Source organism: Gibbsiella dentisursi, assembly GCF_039539505.1.
Classification (GTDB): Bacteria; Pseudomonadota; Gammaproteobacteria; order Enterobacterales; family Enterobacteriaceae; genus Gibbsiella; species Gibbsiella quercinecans.
The window spans coordinates 53,377-74,011 of the sequence record NZ_BAABDG010000010.1 but is presented as its reverse complement, the minus strand read 5'-3'; the positions used below and the strand labels follow the sequence as shown (position 1 = coordinate 74,011).

Annotated in this window: 20 protein-coding genes; 16 read left to right on the top strand and 4 right to left on the bottom strand. The window is 55.2% G+C overall.

What is annotated here, in order from left to right; genetic code table 11:
• Positions 1 to 36: 36 nt before the first annotated feature.
• From ABFX35_RS20720 to ABFX35_RS20695, 6 genes are all read left to right on the top strand, one after another.
• Positions 37 to 1,017 (top strand): phage integrase, encoded by a 981-nt coding sequence (locus ABFX35_RS20720; protein ID WP_346082702.1) that lies wholly within the window; start codon positions 37 to 39, stop codon positions 1,015 to 1,017.
• 754 nt (positions 1,018 to 1,771) lie between these two features.
• Positions 1,772 to 3,202 carry a siroheme synthase CysG gene (gene cysG / locus ABFX35_RS20715; RefSeq protein WP_279024837.1) on the top strand — a complete coding sequence of 477 codons (1,431 nt, stop codon included), beginning with the start codon at positions 1,772 to 1,774 and terminating at the stop codon, positions 3,200 to 3,202.
• Between the two features lie 10 nt (positions 3,203 to 3,212).
• Positions 3,213 to 4,121, top strand: coding sequence for a sulfate adenylyltransferase subunit CysD (cysD, locus tag ABFX35_RS20710; RefSeq protein WP_095845946.1), 909 nt, complete (start codon positions 3,213 to 3,215; stop codon positions 4,119 to 4,121).
• 11 nt (positions 4,122 to 4,132) lie between these two features.
• Complete coding sequence (gene cysN, locus ABFX35_RS20705) at positions 4,133 to 5,569, top strand: sulfate adenylyltransferase subunit CysN (protein ID WP_279024840.1); 1,437 nt, start codon at positions 4,133 to 4,135, stop codon at positions 5,567 to 5,569.
• Position 5,570: 1 nt separating this feature from the next.
• Positions 5,571 to 6,200, top strand: a complete 630-nt coding sequence (cysC, locus tag ABFX35_RS20700) for an adenylyl-sulfate kinase (RefSeq protein ID WP_095845944.1) — start codon at positions 5,571 to 5,573, stop codon at positions 6,198 to 6,200.
• A gap of 97 nt (positions 6,201 to 6,297) precedes the next feature.
• Complete coding sequence (locus ABFX35_RS20695) at positions 6,298 to 6,615, top strand: DUF3561 family protein (protein ID WP_279024842.1); 318 nt, start codon at positions 6,298 to 6,300, stop codon at positions 6,613 to 6,615.
• Positions 6,616 to 6,668: 53 nt separating this feature from the next.
• On the opposite strand, the gene ABFX35_RS20690 is transcribed toward ABFX35_RS20695, so the two are convergent.
• The 3 genes from ABFX35_RS20690 to ABFX35_RS20680 form a co-directional block, all read right to left on the bottom strand.
• Positions 6,669 to 7,391 (bottom strand): amino acid ABC transporter ATP-binding protein, encoded by a 723-nt coding sequence (locus ABFX35_RS20690; RefSeq protein ID WP_279024843.1) that lies wholly within the window; start codon positions 7,389 to 7,391, stop codon positions 6,669 to 6,671.
• Positions 7,375 to 8,142 carry an amino acid ABC transporter permease gene (locus ABFX35_RS20685; protein ID WP_279024845.1) on the bottom strand — a complete coding sequence of 256 codons (768 nt, stop codon included), beginning with the start codon at positions 8,140 to 8,142 and terminating at the stop codon, positions 7,375 to 7,377. The genes ABFX35_RS20690 and ABFX35_RS20685 overlap by 17 nt, the downstream gene beginning before the upstream one ends.
• A 96-nt stretch (positions 8,143 to 8,238) precedes the next feature.
• On the bottom strand, positions 8,239 to 9,009 hold the full coding sequence (locus ABFX35_RS20680; protein WP_095845940.1) for a basic amino acid ABC transporter substrate-binding protein: 771 nt from the start codon (positions 9,007 to 9,009) through the stop codon (positions 8,239 to 8,241).
• A gap of 262 nt (positions 9,010 to 9,271) precedes the next feature.
• On the opposite strand from ABFX35_RS20680, the gene ftsB reads away from it, so the two are divergent.
• From ftsB to rpoS, 8 genes are all read left to right on the top strand, one after another.
• Positions 9,272 to 9,589, top strand: coding sequence for a cell division protein FtsB (gene ftsB, locus ABFX35_RS20675; protein ID WP_279024848.1), 318 nt, complete (start codon positions 9,272 to 9,274; stop codon positions 9,587 to 9,589).
• Positions 9,590 to 9,592: 3 nt separating this feature from the next.
• A complete protein-coding gene (gene ispD, locus ABFX35_RS20670) occupies positions 9,593 to 10,300 on the top strand; it encodes a 2-C-methyl-D-erythritol 4-phosphate cytidylyltransferase (protein ID WP_279024850.1) in 708 nt (235 codons plus the stop codon).
• 119 nt (positions 10,301 to 10,419) lie between these two features.
• Entirely contained in the window at positions 10,420 to 10,893 is a 474-nt protein-coding gene (gene ispF, locus ABFX35_RS20665) for a 2-C-methyl-D-erythritol 2,4-cyclodiphosphate synthase (protein ID WP_095845937.1), read from the top strand.
• Positions 10,894 to 10,897: 4 nt separating this feature from the next.
• Entirely contained in the window at positions 10,898 to 11,944 is a 1,047-nt protein-coding gene (truD, locus tag ABFX35_RS20660; RefSeq protein WP_279024854.1) for a tRNA pseudouridine(13) synthase TruD, read from the top strand.
• A complete protein-coding gene (gene surE / locus ABFX35_RS20655; RefSeq protein ID WP_279024855.1) occupies positions 11,925 to 12,686 on the top strand; it encodes a 5'/3'-nucleotidase SurE in 762 nt (253 codons plus the stop codon). Before truD ends, surE begins: the two co-directional genes overlap by 20 nt.
• The gene (locus tag ABFX35_RS20650; RefSeq protein WP_095845934.1) at positions 12,680 to 13,306 is read left to right on the top strand and encodes a protein-L-isoaspartate(D-aspartate) O-methyltransferase; all 627 of its coding nucleotides are present in this window, start codon (positions 12,680 to 12,682) and stop codon (positions 13,304 to 13,306) included. The genes surE and ABFX35_RS20650 overlap by 7 nt, the downstream gene beginning before the upstream one ends.
• A gap of 313 nt (positions 13,307 to 13,619) precedes the next feature.
• Positions 13,620 to 14,633, top strand: a complete 1,014-nt coding sequence (nlpD, locus tag ABFX35_RS20645; protein WP_279024857.1) for a murein hydrolase activator NlpD — start codon at positions 13,620 to 13,622, stop codon at positions 14,631 to 14,633.
• 53 nt (positions 14,634 to 14,686) lie between these two features.
• Positions 14,687 to 15,685, top strand: a complete 999-nt coding sequence (gene rpoS / locus ABFX35_RS20640; RefSeq protein ID WP_279024859.1) for an RNA polymerase sigma factor RpoS — start codon at positions 14,687 to 14,689, stop codon at positions 15,683 to 15,685.
• A gap of 73 nt (positions 15,686 to 15,758) precedes the next feature.
• Here rpoS and mutS read toward each other — a convergent pair whose 3' ends face one another.
• Positions 15,759 to 18,320: a DNA mismatch repair protein MutS gene (gene mutS, locus ABFX35_RS20635; protein ID WP_428832226.1), complete on the bottom strand. Its 2,562-nt coding sequence runs from the start codon at positions 18,318 to 18,320 to the stop codon at positions 15,759 to 15,761.
• Between the two features lie 159 nt (positions 18,321 to 18,479).
• Between mutS and ABFX35_RS20630 the strand changes: the two genes are divergently transcribed.
• Both ABFX35_RS20630 and ABFX35_RS20625 read left to right on the top strand, forming a co-directional pair.
• Positions 18,480 to 19,934, top strand: a complete 1,455-nt coding sequence (locus ABFX35_RS20630; RefSeq protein ID WP_032238487.1) for a tyrosine-type recombinase/integrase — start codon at positions 18,480 to 18,482, stop codon at positions 19,932 to 19,934.
• Between the two features lie 11 nt (positions 19,935 to 19,945).
• Positions 19,946 to 20,524 (top strand): hypothetical protein, encoded by a 579-nt coding sequence (locus ABFX35_RS20625; protein ID WP_022651763.1) that lies wholly within the window; start codon positions 19,946 to 19,948, stop codon positions 20,522 to 20,524.
• The last annotated feature ends 111 nt before the right edge of the window (positions 20,525 to 20,635 follow it).

Genomic DNA, 20,635 nt, shown 5'->3' with positions numbered 1-20,635 from the left:
TAGGGGCGGGGTTTGTTGCGAAAGGGGCTTCCTTGAATGACGATAAGCAAACTAGATAGCGGTCAATATTTAGTTGACGTCAGGCCGAAAGGTCGCGCAGGCAAGCGTATTCGCAAGCGATTTCGAACCAAGGGAGAGGCACAGCAGTATGAGCGCTGGGTTATTGCCACGCAAAACAATAAGGAGTGGCTCGATAAGCCAACAGATCGGCGCACCTTGATAGAGCTAATTGATGTCTGGTGGCGGTATGGAGGCCAATCCCTGAAAACTGGGGAAGAATCGAAGCGCCATTTATTAAATATGGTGCATGATATGGGTAACCCTCCCGCACTGAAATTCACGAAAGGCATGTTTGCGGACTACCGAGCGGAGCAGTTAACTGCGGGATTAAAGCCTGCAACCATTAATAAACGACAGATGCTGCTGAGCGGAGTTTTCACGACGCTGATTAAGGCAGGGCAGTACCACGATGCAAACCCTATGAAAGGCATTGATCAACTAAAAACAGATCAGGCTGAAATGGCGTTTCTCAATAATGACCAAATAACATCGTTACTGGCGAGTCTATCAGGCGATGATCTCAAAGTTGCGCGACTATGCTTGGCTACCGGGGCGCGATGGAATGAAGCTGCAATGCTGACTAGGGAAGGCGTAATTCAATACAAGGTCACCTATGGTAAAACTAAAAGCGGGAAAAACCGGACGGTACCTATATCTCCTTTGCTGTATGAGGAGATTTTACAGGGGGAGGGGCGGCTCCTGTTCCCGAACGCCGATTACACGAATGTAAGATCAACCTTAAAATCGCTTATTCCCGATCTTCCCGACGGCCAGGCGACCCACGTTATGCGGCATACATTCGCTAGCCATTTTATGATGAATGGCGGAAATATTTTGACGTTGCAAAAAATTCTGGGCCACGCTTCAATCGTGCAGACCATGACCTATGCACATTTTGCGCCGGACTATCTAAATGACGCGGTGCGATTGAACCCGTTGGAAAACCTACCCACTTGAAGCACAAACAAAAAAACCACCCAAAAGGGTGGTTCTTTTGCTCCCCCCCGAGATTAGCGGTCTTGAGGGAAATTTACACAAGCACATGGCGCTTTATGAAAATAGTCTTACTGTTTGGATTTTTCAATCAAATTGTCCCCAATGGGGCCTATTAGCATCTCGTTGAATCCTCAAGAGTCCGCATAACGGGCAGACATCCTTTATGTTTACGCAGGTTACGTTAAAGAATGGTATTATCGACGGTGGCCCCTATCACCGACTAGCACTCGGTCACCGACCTTTGGATGGGGAATCCAAAGGTCGTATACGCAAGCACATGGCGTGCTTGTATTGTTGTGGGTCTGTCGGTGGGTTTTCAATGATTGCGGTTTACGCGGAACCGCACAATGAAAAGGCACTTTTGTGTTCTGCTCATTGTTTTTGGAGGGATCGTTGGTGCAGGGAAGGATGGCTGGTCAGTCACGGGCAATCATTTCAGCATCAATGTGAACATCCAAAACAAGTAGCTACTAGCCGCCCTTCGGGGCGGCTTTTCGAACGAAAAGTGATCCACATTTTGCCCAAAATACCCGGATTAATGCGGCTTTTCCCGGATTTATGCTGCGTAATCCTTTTTGCTCAACCCTCGCCAGCCCTGACCAGGAGCGGTGCGCCTTATTCCATTATCGAACTAGTCATTCCTTTTCGTCATTTCAGGGGCTAAATAACAGCCCGTATAGTCACACTATCTTTCTGTTATATGACAAAGGCTGTTGTGGACTATCTACCTATTTTTGCCGATCTGAAACAACGCCCGGTACTGGTCGTTGGCGGCGGTGAAGTGGCTGCGCGCAAAGTCTCCTTTCTTCAGCGCGCTGGGGCTGAAATACGGATAGTTGCGCAGTCGCTTTCAACCGAGTTGGAGCACCTTCGCCAGCAGGGGAACATCCACTGGCTGGGGCAGGCTTTTTCCCCCGAACAACTGGACGACGTTTTTCTGGTGATTGCCGCCACCAATGATCCTGCGTTAAACGCCGCGGTATTCGCCGCAGCGGACAAACGCCGCGTGCTGGCCAATGTGGTTGACGATCAGCCGAGCTGTTCATTTATTTTTCCTTCGATAGTCGAGCGCGCGCCGTTGATGGTGGCCATCTCTTCCAGCGGCCAGGCACCGGTGCTGGCGCGCATGCTGCGTGAAAAACTGGAAGCGCTGTTGCCGGCCAGCCTGGGCACCATGGCTGAACTGGCCGGCGGCTTTCGCCAGCGCGTGAAGCAAGCATTACCCAGCGTTGATCAACGTCGCCGCTTTTGGGAAAGAACCTTCGGCGGGCGTTTTGCCACGCTGGTGGCCAATGGCCAGGCCGCACAGGCTGTACAGGATATGGAACAGGATTTAACCGCCTTTGCCGCTGGTGATGAACGCACGCAGGGTGAAATCGCGCTGGTGGGCGCCGGGCCGGGCGACGTTGGGCTGCTGACGTTGCGCGGCCTGCAGGTGATACAGCAGGCCGACGTGGTGCTCTACGATCACTTGGTGAGTGAAGATGTGCTGGAACTGGTGCGCCGTGATGCGGAGCGGATCTGCGTGGGTAAACGCGCGGGCGCGCATTCGGTGATCCAGGAGGAAACCAACCGCCTGCTGGTGGAACTGGCGCAGCAGGGGAAACGCGTGGTGCGCCTGAAAGGGGGCGATCCGTTCATCTTTGGGCGCGGCGGCGAAGAGCTGCAGGTGGCCGCCGCCGCCGGGATCCCGTTTCAGGTGGTGCCGGGCGTGACGGCCGCGGCAGGGGCGACGGCCTATGCCGGCATCCCGTTGACGCACCGCGATCATGCCCAGAGCGTGACTTTTATCACCGGCCACAGCCGTTCCGACGGCGAAGGGTTGGACTGGGCGGATTTAGCGCGCGCCCGGCAGACGCTGGCTATTTATATGGGCACCATGACGGCGGCGGAGATCAGCCAGCGCCTGATTGCCCACGGCCGCGCGGCGGAGACGCCGGTGGCGGTGATCAGCCGTGGCACCCGCCCCGATCAACTGGTGCAAATCGGCACGCTGCAGCAGCTTGAACAATTAGCGCAACAGGCGCCGCTCCCGGCCTTGCTGGTGATCGGTGAGGTTGTGGCGCTTCATCATCAAATTGCCTGGTTTGGGCAGCAATCGCAGGCGGCGGGGCAGGTGCGCCCGGCCGTCGTAAATTTGGCGTAAGGATCTGTATATGGACGAAAAACGACTCACTCACTTGCGGCAATTGGAGGCGGAGAGTATCCATATTATCCGTGAAGTTGCCGCTGAGTTTGCTAACCCGGTGATGCTTTACTCGATTGGTAAAGACTCCTCCGTCATGCTGCATTTGGCGCGTAAAGCCTTTTACCCGGGCACCTTGCCGTTCCCGCTGCTGCACGTGGATACCGGTTGGAAATTCCGTGAAATGTACCAATTCCGCGATCGCACGGCCAAAGAATACGGCTTCGAACTGCTGGTGCATAAAAACCCCGAAGGGGTCGCTATGGGGATCAATCCCTTTGTGCACGGCAGCGCCAAACACACTGACATCATGAAAACCGAAGGCCTGAAGCAGGCGCTGAACAAGTACGGTTTTGATGCCGCCTTCGGCGGCGCGCGGCGTGATGAAGAGAAATCGCGCGCCAAAGAGCGTATCTATTCCTTCCGCGATCGCTTCCACCGTTGGGATCCGAAAAACCAACGCCCGGAGCTGTGGCACAACTACAACGGCCAGATCAACAAGGGCGAAAGCATCCGTGTGTTCCCGCTCTCGAACTGGACCGAGCTGGACATCTGGCAGTACATCTTCCTGGAAAAGATCGATATCGTGCCGCTGTATCTGGCCAAGCCGCGCCCGGTGCTGGAGCGCGACGGTATGCTGATGATGGTGGACGACGATCGTATTGATCTGCAACCCGGCGAAGTGATCGAGCAACGCATGGTGCGTTTTCGTACCCTCGGCTGCTGGCCGTTGACCGGCGCGGTGGAATCCACGGCGCAAACCTTGCCGGAGATCATCGAAGAGATGCTGATCTCCACCACCAGCGAACGCCAGGGCAGGATGATCGACCGCGATCAGTCCGGCTCCATGGAGCTGAAAAAGCGTCAAGGGTATTTTTAAGGAGCCGCCGGATGAACAACGTTATTGCACAACAAATTGCCGAGCAGGGCGGCGTAGAAGCCTACCTGCACGCCCAGCAACACAAAAGCCTGCTGCGCTTCCTGACCTGCGGCAGCGTCGATGACGGCAAGAGCACCCTGATCGGCCGTTTGTTGCACGATACCCGCCAGATCTATGAAGATCAGCTCTCCACGCTGCATACCGACAGCAAGCGCCTGGGCACGCAGGGCGAAAAGCTCGATCTGGCGCTGCTGGTGGACGGCCTGCAGGCCGAGCGCGAGCAGGGCATCACCATTGACGTGGCGTATCGCTATTTCTCAACCGAAAAACGCAAATTTATCATTGCCGATACCCCGGGGCATGAGCAGTACACCCGCAACATGGCCACCGGCGCTTCCACCTGCGATCTGGCGATCCTGCTGATCGATGCGCGCAAGGGGGTGTTGGATCAAACCCGGCGCCACAGCTTTATTGCCACGCTGCTTGGTATCCGCCATTTGGTGGTGGCGGTGAACAAGATGGACCTGGTGGATTACAGCGAAGCGGTTTTTGAACAGTACCGCGAGGATTATCTGGCCTTTGCGCAGCAACTGCCCACCGATCTGGACATCAAGTTTGTGCCCCTGTCGGCGTTGGATGGCGATAATGTGGCGGCGCAAAGCGCAAAAATGCCGTGGTACAGCGGCCCAACGCTGCTGGAAGTGCTGGAAACCGTGGACGTCATCAGTGAGCGTGAACAGCAGCCGCTGCGCTTCCCGGTGCAGTACGTTAACCGCCCGAACCTGGATTTCCGCGGCTATGCCGGCACGCTGTCCGCCGGTGTGGTGCGCGTCGGCCAGCGGGTGAAGGTGCTGCCTTCCGGCGTGGAATCGACCGTCGCGCGCATCGTCACCTTTGATGGCGATCTGCAGGAAGCGGTGCCTGGTGAAGCGATTACCTTGGTACTGAAGGACGAAGTTGATATCAGCCGTGGCGATTTGCTGGTCGCCGCCGATGAAACACTGCAGCCGGCGCAAAGCGCGTTAGTGGACGTGGTGTGGATGGCGGAGCAAACCCTGCTGCCGGGGCAAAGCTACGATATCAAAGTGGCCGGCAAGAAAACCCGCGCCCGGGTGGTGAGCATCCGTCATCAGGTTGAGATTAACTCTCTGACCCAGCACGAGGTGGACACGCTGCCGCTGAACGGTATTGGGCTGGTGGAGCTGACGTTTGACGAGCCGCTGGTGCTTGATAGTTATCAGCGCAACCACGACACCGGCGGCTTGATCGTTATCGATCGCCTGACCAACGTGACCGTGGGTGCCGGGTTGATCCGCGAAACGCTGCAGGATACTCCCGCCGCGGCCGGCGAATTCAGCGCGTTTGAGCTGGAACTTAATGCCTTGATCCGCAAACATTTCCCGCACTGGGGTACGCGCGATCTGCGTGATTTGCTTGGGGGAAAATAAGGTGGCCGATGCACAACAACGGCTGACCGGGCCGGATGATGAAAACGTGGTCTGGCACCCGCACGCGGTGACGCGAGCCGATCGTGAAGCGCGTAGCGGCCATCAGGGCGTGGTGCTGTGGTTTACCGGGCTTTCCGGCTCGGGGAAATCCACCGTTGCCGGCGCGTTGGAACAGGCGTTGCACGCCTATGGCGTCAGTACCTATCTGCTGGACGGTGACAACGTGCGCCACGGCTTGTGCCGCGATCTGGGGTTCTCTGACGATGACCGGCGCGAGAACATCCGCCGGGTGGGGGAAGTGGCCCGCTTGATGGTCGACGCCGGGCTGGTGGTGCTGACGGCGTTCATCTCGCCGCACCGCGCAGAGCGGCAAATGGTGCGTGAAATGCTGGATGACGGCCGGTTTATCGAAGTGTTTGTCGATACGCCGCTGGCGATTTGCGAAGCGCGCGATCCCAAAGGTTTATACAAAAAAGCCCGCGCCGGTGAACTGCGTAACTTCACCGGTATCGATTCCGTTTATGAGGCGCCGCAGGCCCCGGATATTCACCTGGATGGCGAACAATTGGTAACAAATTTGGTTGTGCAATTGTTAGACGTGCTGCGTGGTAAAGTTATTATCAAATCCTGAGTTTAAGCAAGGCAGAGGGGGTTTTCGGCGCCCTCTGTTTTTCGCATTCAAGCCGCTGCAGAGCGTGCTGACGGAAGGCGAGTAATCAGGAACCACTATGCAGAACATTACCCCCATCTTGGCAGGCGCAAAACGGGAAAAAGAGGAGCCGTCGTACTCTTTCCTGGGCGGCGTTAGCGGCTTTGTTTTTTATTGGCTGGCCTTTGCCGTGCCGTTTTTGGTATATGGCCCCAACACGTTGTTTTTCCTGCTCTATACCTGGCCTTTCTTCCTGGCGTTGATGCCGCTTTCCGTGCTGATCGGCATCACGTTCAGCATGATATTGCGCGAGCGCCAACTGTTGACGCTATTGCTGACCGGTGTGACGGTAATGTGTTTGTTCTGGCTGGTGTTCAGCCGCCTGAGCGGATGGTGAACCGCCGGGTGCCGATCGCTGCGCCCGGCGGGATTGCAAAGCGGTGCTGAAAGTTACAAAACTTTGCTTAGAAATGCCCGTGTACGCGGATTGGCCGGGTTGGTAAAAATCTGCTGCGGCGCGCCTTCTTCCTGAATAATGCCCTGATCGATAAACATCACCCGATCGGCCACTTCGCGGGCAAACCCCATTTCATGCGTGACCACCACCATCGTCATGCCCTCATGCGCCAACGCTTTCATCACCGCCAGCACTTCCCCCACCAGCTCTGGATCCAGCGCCGAGGTGGGCTCATCAAACAGCATGATTTTCGGTTCCATCGCCAGCGCGCGGGCAATGGCGACGCGCTGCTGCTGCCCGCCGGATAGGCTGTTTGGATAGGCATCGGTTTTATCCAGCAGCCCGACTTTGCGCAGCAGCTTTTCCGCCCGCAGTGTGGCCTCGGCGCGCGACAGTTTTTTCACATCCATCGGCGCCATGATGATGTTTTCCAATACCGTCATGTGCGGGAACAGGTTGAAGCGCTGGAACACCATGCCAACACTCTCACGCATTTTGTTGAGATCGGTACGCTGATCGTGGATGGCGAAGCCGTTAACGTCTATTTCGCCGCCGGAGAGCGTTTCCAGCGCGTTGATGCAACGCAGGAAGGTGCTTTTCCCCGAGCCGGAAGGCCCGATAATGCACACCACTTCATTCGGCGCGATGTCACAGGAGATGCCGCGCAATACGTGGCTCTCACCAAATTGTTTTTGCAGATTATGTACGTGAATCACTTTTGCCGAACCTCTTTTCCATATGTTGCACCAGCAGCGAGAGCAGGAAGGTGATGACCCAATAAACCAGCGAAATGGTCAGATAGGGTTCCCAGTAGGTCGCGTACGCGCCAGAGACGGTACGGGCGGCATAGGCCAAATCGGCCAGCCCGATGGCGGAGGCCAGAGACGAATCTTTGACGATGGCAATGGCGTTGTTGCCCAGCGGCGGCAGCATGCGGCGGAACGCCTGCGGCAGGATCACCCGGCGCAGGGTTTTGCCATAGCTCATTCCCAGCGAGCGCGACGCTTCCATCTGCCCGCGATCCAGCGACTGAATGCCGGCGCGGAAAATTTCCGAAACGTAAGCGCCGGCATTGAGCGTAATCGCCACCACGCAGGACAGGAAGGCGCCGTAGTCGGAACGCAGCATGCGGGCGAAGTCGCTGCTCATCAGGCCGCTGGTGACCAAAATACCGTCACGCGGGTTGATAAACAGCGGCACCAGCGCAAAGTGCACCACCATGATCTGAACGAACAGCGGTGTGCCGCGAAAGGCGCTGATATAGATGCGCACCGGCCATTGCACGCCGTAGCGCAGGATGGGTTTCCAGATGCCGTGCGGTGCTTGCGCCAGCCGGCCCAAACCGAGGAGCAGGCCCCAGGTGGTGCCCAGCAGCACGCAGATGATGGTGCATTTGATGGTCATCCAGGCGCCTTGGGCAAACAGCGGCGCGTATTCCTGGATGATTTCCCAGCGGAAAGCAGACAAGTTCAGTTCCTTACAGATAAAAAGCGGCAATCAGGCAGGCCCGATTGCCCACAACAAGATACAACCCCTTCCCAAAGCGGGCGGAAGGCGCTGGGATTATTCCGCCGGCAGCGTTGGGACGTTACTGTCGAACCAGGTCTGGTAAATTTTGGCATAGGTGCCATCGGCAAGGATTTTTTTCAGGCCGGCGTTAATCTTATCGCGCAGTTCTTCGTTGCCTTTCGCAACGGCGATGCCGAAATACTGGCGTTCAAATTTGGCGTCGGACACCAGCTTGAACTGTTTTTCCGGGTGGGTTTTGATGTAGAACTTGGCGACGCCCACATCGCCCACGGCGGCGCTGATACCGTCTTCATACAGCTCCTGTAGCATCAGCGGCGTGTTATCGAAGCGTTTGATCGCCGTGTTGTTTTTGCCCAATACGTCGGACACCACGATATCCCCGGTGCTGGAGTTAACCACGCCAACCTTCAGCGTTTTCAAGGCGGCGATGGAATCAACGCTAGAATCATGCGGCACCACGATCGCCTGTTCCGCCGGGAAGTACGGGGCGGAAAAATCCACCATCTGCTTGCGCTTATCGGTGATGGTAATCCCCGAGATGATAATATCGCGATCGCCGGAGTTCAGCGTGGCGAAAATGCCCTCCCACGGCGTATTCACCAGCTTAACCTGAAAGCCTTCTGCCTTGGCGATAGCCTTGATGATATCAATATCAAAACCTTCCAGCTGTTTGTTGCTGTTTTCGTATTCAAACGGGCGGTAAGTGCCGCCGGCGCCGACGGTATAGGTGGCTTCAGCCGCAAAGGCGGCGGCGGATAAGGTGGCGGCCAGGCAGGCGCCAATGATAACCAGACGTTTTAGCATGATGTTTCCCTGTGATTAATTAATAGCCATAAAAATTATTTATGCATTTTGACTGCATAAAAGTAAGGGGTAATGCCGGGGAATGCAACCGCGCGCCATCGGTATGGCAAAAGTCACTTTTTTTGTCGCTTTCGCGACGGATTTAGTGGATAAACACGGGAAATTATTATCCGTATTCTGATTCTGGCGCTGAAATGCCGTGCTCGGTGTGGAGTCCAACCAAAAGTTGTGGGATGATTGTGCGGTTTTTCAGGGGGCGGGGATGGGAAAACTTACGCTACTATTGCTGGCATTGCTCGGTTGGTTACAGTATTCGCTGTGGCTGGGTAAAAATGGTATTCACGATTATGTGCGCGTCAATGACGATGTTGCTGTCCAACAGGGCAATAACGCGAAGTTGAAAGCACGTAACGATCAGTTATTCGCTGAAATCGACGATCTCAACGGGGGTCAAGAGGCGATAGAAGAGCGTGCGCGCAATGAACTGGGCATGATTAAGCCCAATGAAACTTTTTACCGTTTGGTGCCCGACCAATCCAGGCGTACGGCCACGTCCTCTTCACAAAACAACGTAAAATAACGCATGAATCACTCCGCAAATGCCCTTTCACAGGTGATTGCCGTGCTGCCTGCGGCGGGCATCGGTAGCCGCATGCAGGCGAATTGCCCGAAGCAATACCTTACCATTGGCGATAAAACCATTCTGGAACATGCGATCCACGCGCTGTTGCGCCATCCGCGCATCCCGCAGGTGATTGTCGCTATCAGCCCGGCCGATCGGCAGTTCCAACAGTTGCCGATTGCGCAGGATCCGCGTGTGCGTGTGGTTACCGGCGGTGAGCTGCGTGCAGAGTCCGTTATGGCTGGCCTGCGCCTGGCTGGCGGCGCCGAATGGGTGCTGGTGCATGACGCCGCGCGCCCGTGCCTGCACCACGACGATCTCGATCGCCTGTTGGCGATCACCGAACACAGCAAAGTTGGCGGTATTTTGGCGGCGCCGGTGCGCGATACTATGAAGCGAGCGGAAACCGGGCAATGTGCGATTTCCCACACCGTCGAACGCCAGGATTTGTGGCATGCCCTCACGCCGCAGTTGTTCCCGCTGGAACTGCTGAAACTTTGCCTGCAGCGTGCGCTGGATGAGGGAGCGGCGGTGACCGATGAAGCCTCGGCATTGGAGCATTGCGGTTATCATCCGCTGTTGATCGCGGGGCGTTCAGATAATATTAAAGTAACGCGGCCAGAAGACTTGGCGCTGGCGGCGTTTTATCTAACTCAGTTAAACAGGTAAGAACCTATTTGAATAGGCACCAGCGTTGCGGGCTGCGCCGGTAGCGGCGCTTGCGCGTGGGCGCAACCAGGGTTTGCCGGCGCTACGCCTATTGGAATGGGTTCTGAGGAGAGCGAATAATGCGTATTGGTCATGGTTTTGATGTGCATAAATTTGGCGGCGAAGGCCCGTTGGTGATCGGCGGTGTGCGCATCCCTTATGAACACGGCCTGCTGGCGCACTCCGACGGCGACGTTGCGTTGCATGCGGCCACCGATGCGTTGCTGGGTGCGGCGGCGTTGGGGGATATCGGTAAGCTGTTTCCGGATACCGATCCCGCGTTTAAAGGCGCAGACAGCCGCGCACTGTTGCGTGAAGCGTGGAAACGTATCCAGGCCAAAGGCTACCGGCTGGGCAACCTGGATATCACCATTATTGCCCAGGCACCGAAGATGGCGCCGCATATTCCGCAGATGCGGGTTTTTCTGAGCGAAGATCTGGGCTGCCATCTCGACGACGTCAACGTGAAGGCGACCACCACCGAGAAGCTCGGTTTTACCGGGCGCGGCGAAGGCATTGCCTGTGAGGCGGTCGCCTTGTTGATCAAGGAGTAAGCGAATGGACATGGCGCATCTGAGCTGGCTGCATGCTAAACCGCGCGGCAGCGGTGTGTTGAAAGCCAACCCGGAAGATTTCGTGGTGGTGGAAGACCTGGGCTTTGAGCCGGATGGCGAAGGTGAGCACCTGCTGGTCAACATCCGCAAAAATGGCTGCAATACGCAATTTGTGGCTGAGAATTTGGCGCGCTTCGCCGGTATTCATGCCCGCTCCGTCAGCTATGCCGGCCTGAAGGATCGCAATGCCGTCACCGAACAGTGGTTCTGCCTGCATCTGCCGGGAAAAACCGATCCCGATCTCGGCCAGTTTGCTTTGGCGGGCTGTGAAGTGCTGCGCGCGGCGCGCCACCGGCGCAAGCTGCGCATCGGCACCCTGAAAGGCAACGCGTTTACCCTGATACTGCGCCAAATCAGCGATCGCCAGGAGGTTGAACAACGGCTGGCGGCAATCGCCGACCAGGGCGTGCCGAATTATTTTGGTAGCCAGCGTTTCGGGCATGGCGGCAATAATCTGGTGATGGCGAAGCGCTGGGCCAATGACGAAATTCGCGTCAGGGAGCGCAACAAGCGCAGCTTTTACCTCTCCGCCAGCCGCAGCGCACTGTTCAATCAAGTGGCGAGCGCACGTCTGGCCGATGGCCTGCAGGCCACCGTGCTGGCAGGCGATGCCCTGCAATTGACCGGCCGCGGCAGTTGGTTTGTGGCGCAGACGGATGAGCTGCCCAGCTTGCAACAGCGGGTTGATGCTGGTGAATTGCGGGTGACGGCACCGCTGCCTGGCGATGGCGAACCCGGTACGGCCGATGCCGCGCTGCAGTTTGAGCAGCAGTGCTTGGCGGAACAGCCAGAATTGCTTACGCTTTTAAAGCGTGAACGGGTTGAGCCGGCACGCCGTGCGCTGCTGTTACAGCCGCAAAATATGCGGTGGAACTGGTGGGACGACGTCACCGTTGAGCTACGCTTCTGGTTGCCTGCGGGGAGTTTTGCCACCAGCGTGGTTCGCGAAATTATGCTGCAGGATAACGGCGATGCGGATATTACTGAGTAACGATGACGGCGTTTCCGCTCCGGGGATCCAGGTGCTTGCCGAGGCGTTGCGCCGCTTTGCCGAGGTGCAGGTGGTGGCGCCGGATCGCAACCGTAGCGCGTCTTCCAATGCGCTGACGCTGGAAGCGCCGTTGCGCACCTTGACGTTGCCGAATGGCGATATCGCCGTGCAGCAGGGCACGCCGACCGATTGTGTCTACCTTGGCGTTAATGCGTTGATGCGGCCGCGGCCGGATATTGTGATTTCCGGTATCAATGCCGGCCCGAATCTGGGCGATGATGTGATCTATTCCGGCACCGTAGCGGCGGCGATGGAAGGGCGCCACCTGGGGTTCCCCGCGCTGGCCGTTTCGTTGAATGGCCAACGCCATTATGACACTGCGGCGGCGGTCACCTGTCGCTTGCTGCGCGCTTTGCAACGCGAGCCGCTGCGCACCGGGAAAATCCTCAATGTTAACGTGCCGGATTTGCCGCTGGATGAAATCAAAGGCATCCGCGTGACGCGCTGCGGCAGCCGCCATCCGGCCGAAAAGGTCTTTTGCCAGCAGGATCCGCGCGGGCAGAATCTCTACTGGATTGGGCCGCCGGGTGATAAATTTGATGCCGGGCCGGATACAGACTTTGCCGCCGTGGAGCAAGGCTATGTGGCGGTGACGCCGCTGCAGGTGGATTTAACCGCTTACGCGGCCCAGGATGTGGTAAAAACGTGGTTGACCAAGGCAGAGGTTAGCGGGGAATGGTGAACAAACGTATGCAAACATTATTGGCCCAGTTGCGGCAGCAGGGCATCCGGGATGAACGCTTGCTAAAAGCGATCGAAGCCGTGCCGCGCGAGCGTTTTGTTGATGAAGCGCTGGAGCACAAAGCCTATGAAAATACTGCGTTGCCGATTGGTTCCGGCCAAACAATTTCCCAGCCTTATATGGTGGCGCGGATGACCGAACTGCTAAGCCTGACGCCAACCTCGCGGGTATTGGAGATCGGCACTGGCTCCGGTTATCAGACCGCTATTCTGGCGAACCTGGTGCAACATGTTTGCTCCGTAGAGCGTATCAAAGGGTTGCAATGGCAGGCGAAACGCCGCCTGAAGCAGCTTGATCTGCACAATGTCTCTACCCGCCACGGTGACGGTTGGCAGGGTTGGGCGTCGCGCGGCCCGTTTGATGCGATCATTGTTACCGCTGCCCCGCCGGAAATTCCCGCCGCGCTGATGGAGCAATTGGATGACGGCGGTATTTTGGTGCTGCCGGTGGGTGAACAGGCCCAGACGTTAAAGCGCATCCAGCGCTATGGTAATGAGTTCAGCATTGATGCGGTTGAGGCCGTGCGTTTTGTCCCCTTGGTGAAGGGCGAACTGGCCTGAATAAACCGCCCGGTTTTAACTCTGTTGCACTTTAGCCGCTGGCGGAAACGCTTTTCGCGTTTCAATGCGACTGATTTTCACTACAATGGCAGTATGTTAGCCGTTGTCTTATTGTGGAGCAGTGTTGATGTGGTTAGCATCGGCCTGCTGTTTTTTTGATTTCCCGGCACGGGCTGTTGGTGTGTGCTTAGTCTGGGGGAAGCCTTTCATCGCAGCCTTCGTGGTACGTACGATACCCAACTGCGGTGCAAGGAGATTTTGGATATATCGCTGATATTGCTGTCATGGGGGAAGCATGAGCACGGGAAGCCCAATGATTACTTTACGCCGCGTTGCGGTGTGTACAATGATAAGTGTGTGGTTGGCAGGATGTTCCAATGGCGAGTCGACCTCGGCACCCATTAGCAGCGTAAACGACGGCGGTATTGCCGGTTCAGCAACGGCGCCGGTGGTGGGCAACGCTGGCGCGCAGGGCGGCCGAATTGTCTATAACCGCAGCTATGAGTCCATTCCGAAAGGCAGCTATAGCGGCAGCACCTATACGGTCAAACGCGGCGACACACTGTTTTATATCGCCTGGATCACTGGGAACGACTACCGCGATCTGGCGCAGCGCAATAATATTCCTGAGCCTTACAGCCTGAACGTAGGCCAAACCATTCAACTTGGTAATGGGTCTGCGCAAAATAACGGCGGTATGCTGGTAGCGACCGATGCAACAAGCAGCGGTGTGCCGAAGCCACCTTCCTCAACGCAGATACAAACGACAACGCAGATACAAACCGCAACGGTTGATTCTCAACCAACTAACGCGTATTCTGAAAACTCGGGTAAACAGAATGTAGGTAAGATGTTACCTGCATCAGGCGCTGCCGCAGTAGGTTCTGCCGCCGCTCCTGTTACCGCACCAGCTGCTGCACCTCCGGTGAGCAGTACCGTCAGCAACAGCGCGCCAGTCAGTAGTTGGAAGTGGCCGACAGACGGTAAGATCATTGATAACTTTTCTTCATCAGACGGTGGAAATAAGGGTATTGATATCGCTGGTTCCCGTGGGCAACCGATTTTTGCTACCGCCGATGGGCGCGTAGTGTATGCGGGCAACGCCTTACGGGGTTACGGTAATCTTATTATCATCAAACACAATGATGATTACCTGAGCGCCTATGCTCACAATGATACGATGCTGGTCCGGGAACAACAGGAAGTGAAGGCGGGTCAAAAAATAGCAACCATGGGGAGCACCGGAACCAGTACAGTACGTTTGCATTTTGAAATTCGTTACAAGGGGAAATCCGTAAACCCGCTGCGTTATCTTCCGCAGCGATAGATTGGGCAGGATAAGCGCTATCCTGCTCGCGGTATCACGGGTAGGAGCAGCTTATGAGCCAAAGCACGCTGAAAGTTAACGAGTTACATGACGAGACGGATTTCGACGAGAACGGAACTGAGGCTGAATCATTTGATGAGAAAGCACTGGTAGAAGAAGAAACCAGTGACAATGATCTGGCAGAAGAAGAGCTGTTGTCGCAGAGTGTTACCCAACGTGTATTGGACGCGACGCAGCTCTATCTTGGCGAAATTGGTTTTTCTCCTCTGCTGACCGCAGAGGAAGAAGTCTACTTTGCACGGCGGGCACTGCGTGGTGATATTCCATCTCGCCGTCGAATGATAGAAAGTAACCTGCGGCTGGTGGTGAAAATCGCCCGCCGTTACAGCAACCGCGGTCTGGCACTGCTGGATCTGATCGAAGAGGGTAACCTCGGCTTGATCCGCGCGGTGGAAAAATTCGATCCTGAGCGTGGTTTCCGTTTTTCTACTTACGCCACCTGGTGGATCCGTCAGACGATTGAACGGGCGATCATGAACCAAACCCGTACCATCCGCCTGCCGATTCACATCGTTAAAGAACTCAACGTTTATCTGCGCACCGCGCGCGAGCTTTCCCACAAACTGGATCATGAACCGAGCGCTGAAGAGATTGCCGAGCAGCTCGATAAGCCGGTGGACGACGTCAACCGTATGCTGCGCCTGAATGAGCGTATTACTTCCGTTGATACGCCGCTGGGCGGTGATTCAGAGAAAGCCTTGTTGGACATTCTGGCCGATGAGAAAGACAACGGCCCTGAAGACACCACGCAAGACGATGATATGAAGCAAAGCATCGTTAAGTGGCTGTTTGAACTGAATGCGAAGCAACGTGAAGTGCTGGCGCGTCGTTTTGGGCTGTTGGGTTATGAAGCGGCCACGTTGGAAGATGTGGGCCGTGAGATTGGCCTGACGCGTGAACGCGTTCGCCAGATCCAGGTTGAAGGCCTGCGCCGTCTGCGTGAAATTTTGCAGATGCAGGGGCTGAGTATTGAAGCCCTGTTCCGCGAATAGCACATTTTTACCACGCAAATAAAAAGGGTGGGCGCAAGCCCACCCTTTTTTTATCGCATCTGTGCAATGCCGGTTACACCATGTTTTTTAACCGGTAGAGCCATTCCAACGCCTGCCGCGGGGAAAGCGTATCGGGATCGAGCGCTTCCAGCGCTTCTACCGCCGGTGAGCTTTCTTCCGCCAATAACGTCATCTGGGTGGCCTCGACGGTGCCGGCGGCGGTGTGGCTGGAGATCGTTTCCAGCTCGCGCAGCTTTTGGCGCGCCCGTTTGATGACATCGCGTGGCACGCCGGCCAGGGCGGCAACCGCCAGGCCGTAGCTTTTGCTGGCCGCGCCGTCTTGTACGCTATGCATGAACGCAATAGTATCGCCGTGCTCGAGCGCATCCAGGTGCACGTTGACCACGCCTTCCATTTTTTCCGGCAGCGTCGTCAGCTCAAAATAGTGGGTCGCAAACAGCGTCATGGCCTTGATGCGGCTCGCTAGGTTTTCTGCGCAGGCCCAGGCCAGCGACAGCCCATCGTAAGTGGATGTGCCGCGCCCAATTTCATCCATCAGCACCAGGCTGTGTTCTGTGGCGTTATGCAGGATGTTGGCGGTTTCAGTCATTTCCACCATGAAGGTGGAGCGACCGGAGGCCAGATCGTCGGCGGCGCCCACGCGGGTGAAAATGCGATCTACCGGGCCGATGGTCGCCTTTGCCGCCGGCACATAGCTGCCGATGTGTGCCATCAGCACAATCAGCGCCGTTTGGCGCATATAGGTGCTTTTCCCCCCCATGTTGGGGCCGGTGATGATCAACATCCGGCGTTGCGGTGACAGCGAGACCGGGTTGGCGATGAACGGATCGCTTAATACCTGCTCTACCACCGGATGGCGGCCTTCACTGATGCGGATGCCGGGTTTATCACTCATGGTCGGGCAGGCGTAGTTCAGCGTCTCTGCGCGTTCCGCCAGGTTTGCCAGCACATCCAGCTCCGCCAACGCGCCCGCGCTTTGTTGCAGCTCGGCCAGATGCGGCAATAGCAGATCGAACAGCTCATCATACAGGCCTTTTTCTATCGCCAGCGCCTTGCTCTTCGAGGTCAGAACTTTGTCTTCGTACTCTTTCAGCTCGGGGATGATATAGCGTTCTGCATTTTTCAGCGTTTGACGGCGCACATAGTGGATCGGCACCAGGTGGCTTTGCCCGCGGCTTACCTGAATGTAGTAACCGTGCACGCCGTTAAAGCCCACTTTCAGCGTATCCAGGCCCAGCTTTTCGCGCTCGCGGATTTCCAGGCGCTCCAGATAATCGCTGGCCCCGTCGGCCAGCGCCCGCCATTCGTCCAGTTCAGCGTTATAGCCGGTGGCGATCACGCCGCCGTCGCGCACCAACACCGGCGGCGCTTCAACGATGGCCCGTTCCAGCAACGCCTGCAGTTCATCGAACTGACCAATTTGCTGCAGCAGGCCTTGCACATGCGGTGTATCAACCGGCTGCAACAGCGCGCGAATGTCCGGCAACTGTTGGAAGGCATGGCGCATGCGCGCCAGATCGCGTGGGCGTGCGGTCCGCAGCGCCAGGCGCGCCAGAATGCGTTCCAGATCGCCCACCTGGCGCAGCGGGGGCTGCAACTCCAGGTATAAATCACGCAGGGCGCCGATGGTCTGCTGGCGGTGATTCAGCACGTTGAAATCGCGGGTTGGCATGTGCAGCCAGCGTTTGAGCATACGGCTGCCCATAGGCGTAACCGAGCGATCGAGAATGGCGGACAGGGTATTATCCGCCCCGCCGGACAGGCTCTGCGTCAGCTCCAGGTTACGGCGCGTGGCCGCATCCATGATTATGCCGTCCTGCTGGCGCTCCATGGTGATACTGCGTATATGGGGCAGGGAGGTGCGTTGGGTGTCCTTGGCGTATTGCAGCAGGCAGCCGGCGGCGCGCAGTGCCTGTTGCGCCTGCTCGACGCCGAAACCGATAAGATCGCGCGTGCCGAACTGCAGATTCAACTGCTGGCGTGCGGTTTCCAGTTCAAATTCCCACAGTGGGCGGCGGCGCAGCCCGCGGCGCTGCTCTATCAGCGCCATCTGTTCAAAGGTTTCCGGGTATAGCAGTTCGGCCGGGTTGGTGCGTTGCAGCTCTGCCGCCATGGTTTCCAGATCGCCGGGTTCGGCGACGCGGAAACGGCCGGAGCTGATATCCAGCGTGGCGTAACCAAAACCGCGCGCGTCTTGCCAAATGGCGGCCAGCAGGTTGTCCTGGCGTTCTTGCAGCAATGCCTCGTCGCTGACGGTGCCCGGGGTGACGATACGCACCACCTTGCGTTCTACAGGCCCTTTGCTGGTGGCGGGATCGCCAATCTGTTCGCAGATCGCGACCGACTCTCCAAGCTGCACCAGCTTGGCCAGGTAGTTTTCCACGGCGTGGTGCGGCACACCGGCCATCGGGATAGGTTCGCCTGCCGAGGCGCCGCGTTTAGTCAGCGAGATGTCCAGCAGCTGGGACGCGCGTTTGGCATCGTCATAAAACAGCTCGTAGAAATCCCCCATGCGGTAAAACAGCAGAATTTCAGGGTGTTGCGCCTTCAGGCGCAAGTACTGCTGCATCATGGGCGTATGGCTAGAGAAGTCCTTATCAATTTCTTCATTCATATTGATTTTACTCATTTTTTAATTCTTTTAAGTGCTCATGTGGCCCTAGGTAAAAACCCTTTAAACCCACATAAACCCATAAATTTGTAGCTCATTTGTAGCTCAATGCGTGATAGATTAGTTGTACTCTTTCTTTGGGCTACAAATGGTGATGATACTTTGAAAACAACTCTCAATCAGGCTTTTATTATCAACAAGTTAAGTATTAGTGTTAAGCCTGAACTCAGTAGCTCTGGAAAAGTCGTTTTCGAAGCCAACCCTGACCAAAAACCTTACATAGTTTTTGACGATCATCGAGATTCACCCGTTGGCTTCGGTGTGAAGGTCAGTTTGACGAAAAAAACCTATGTAATCCAGCGAAGAGTAGCCTCTTCAGATCGTAATGTCAGTGAGGGTAAGAAGCCAAGCTCTGTCTTGAAAGTAAAGGTTGGGAATGTGTCCGATTTTCCAAGTATCGATCAAGCCCGTGAGGTAGCTCGGCAGTTGGTTCAGACAATGATCGCAACAAAGAGAAATCCCAACAAGATTAAGAGGGAACTCGATCTTGCCGAATTGACCGTAAGTGAAGCTTTTGCCCAATACAGAAGTCACTTGCTTGGCAGAACCAAGCCAGCTAAACCCAACACCCTAAATGTATTGGACAAAGCAGAAAATCGATTAAAAGAGTGGCAAAACCTTCGAATCAAGGATCTCACTGGTAATGAAATCCTCCGTAAGTTTGACGAGATTGCTGCAAAAGCCAGAACAGCAGCAGAGCAGACTTTCCGGTGGGCCAATGTTGCTGTCAAACATGCGATTGAAATTGAGGCTGGAAATGCTCAGACACAACAGCGGCTACCTTCGTTGTCATATAATCCATTTTCAATCCTGAAAGTGCAGAAAAAGTTCAGGACTCGTTCTGAACTGGAAGATAGCTATCGTGCGAAAGGTGTTCGTAACCCCTTATCACCTAAGGATACATTAGGACGATTTCTTACCGCATTACACAACAAGAGAAGCTTCAATCGTCTGGGGTGTGATTATCTGTTGTTGACCGTTCTGACGGGGGCCAGAAAAGAAGAAATGGCTTCACTGTGCTGGCGAGAGACTCTGACAGAAGATGAAGCAAAAACGACCAGCTATATCGATCTCGAAAACCGGGTTATTCGCTTTTACGACACAAAAAACCGCAATGACCATGAGTTGCCAATCTGCGATGCTACAAAGCGAATTCTGGAAGATCGACGAGATATCGTCAACGATACCGAAAAACGAGCAGATAAACGCAAATGGGTTTTTCCGGCTCGTTCGTCACGAAGCAAGGTCGGGCACTATTCAGACAGTAAAAGCTTACGCGAGAATATCTGTCAGGAAGCCGGAATAATGAAGTTGGGAATGCATGATCTGCGTAGGACCTTTGGTCGTGTTGCAGAAGAACTAACTTCGTATGCAGTGGTGAAAAGATTGCTCAACCATCGCAATACCACCGACCCCACTGAAAGGTATGCAATGCCTGATAATGAACGAATTTATGAGGCACTTCAAAGGATTGAACTTCATATGCTGATGACGGCACCAGGATTGTATAATACACTTTTGGCTTCGGCGAAATATCCACCATTACCAGTAAATTAGGAGAACAGGGAATGAGTGCAATAGACACTTTAAGGGAATACGCCGAAGTATGGCATTTATTTGGTGGTATGCCAGATGATGCAACCCTTAGTGCTGAAGTTTCGGCTCTTTATCTTGGTGTTAGTGTCAAAACCCTCGCTCGCTATCGCCAGAATGGTAATGGCCCTGCTTATATCCAGTACCAAGCAGAAGACAGCAAAGCACGGAATCAACGAGTAAATTATCTACTGGGTGATTTAAGAGCTTGGCGGGATAGTCATAAGGTAAGCAGTACAATGGAGGCCGCACAGGTCCGAGGATTGGCTTTTACTTGTTTGACTGATTTTACTAAGCCAGAACCGTTTTGGGCTATTGATAATAAAATTTACTCTCATGCCCTCACCATCCCTGACGATAGATTTAAAGAGTTACTAACTACACCCCATGCGGAAGTTATTTGGATCTCTGTCGAGGATGTTTTATTTAAGGATTGGCACAATGTAGGTGTCCGACAGAAATGGCATGAACTGCTTATTGATTTTTTAAATGGTCTTATTCAAGCTTCGGGTTCAGAAAATGAACGGTATTATCTTAAAGATATTTTACCTTAACAAAAAAATGATGGAATCCATTATATGTGACCAAGTTTATAGCTTTGTCATTAAAGATTTAGTGAGTTAAATTGTCATATCATTGCATGTTTGGGGTTTTTATTGGTAATG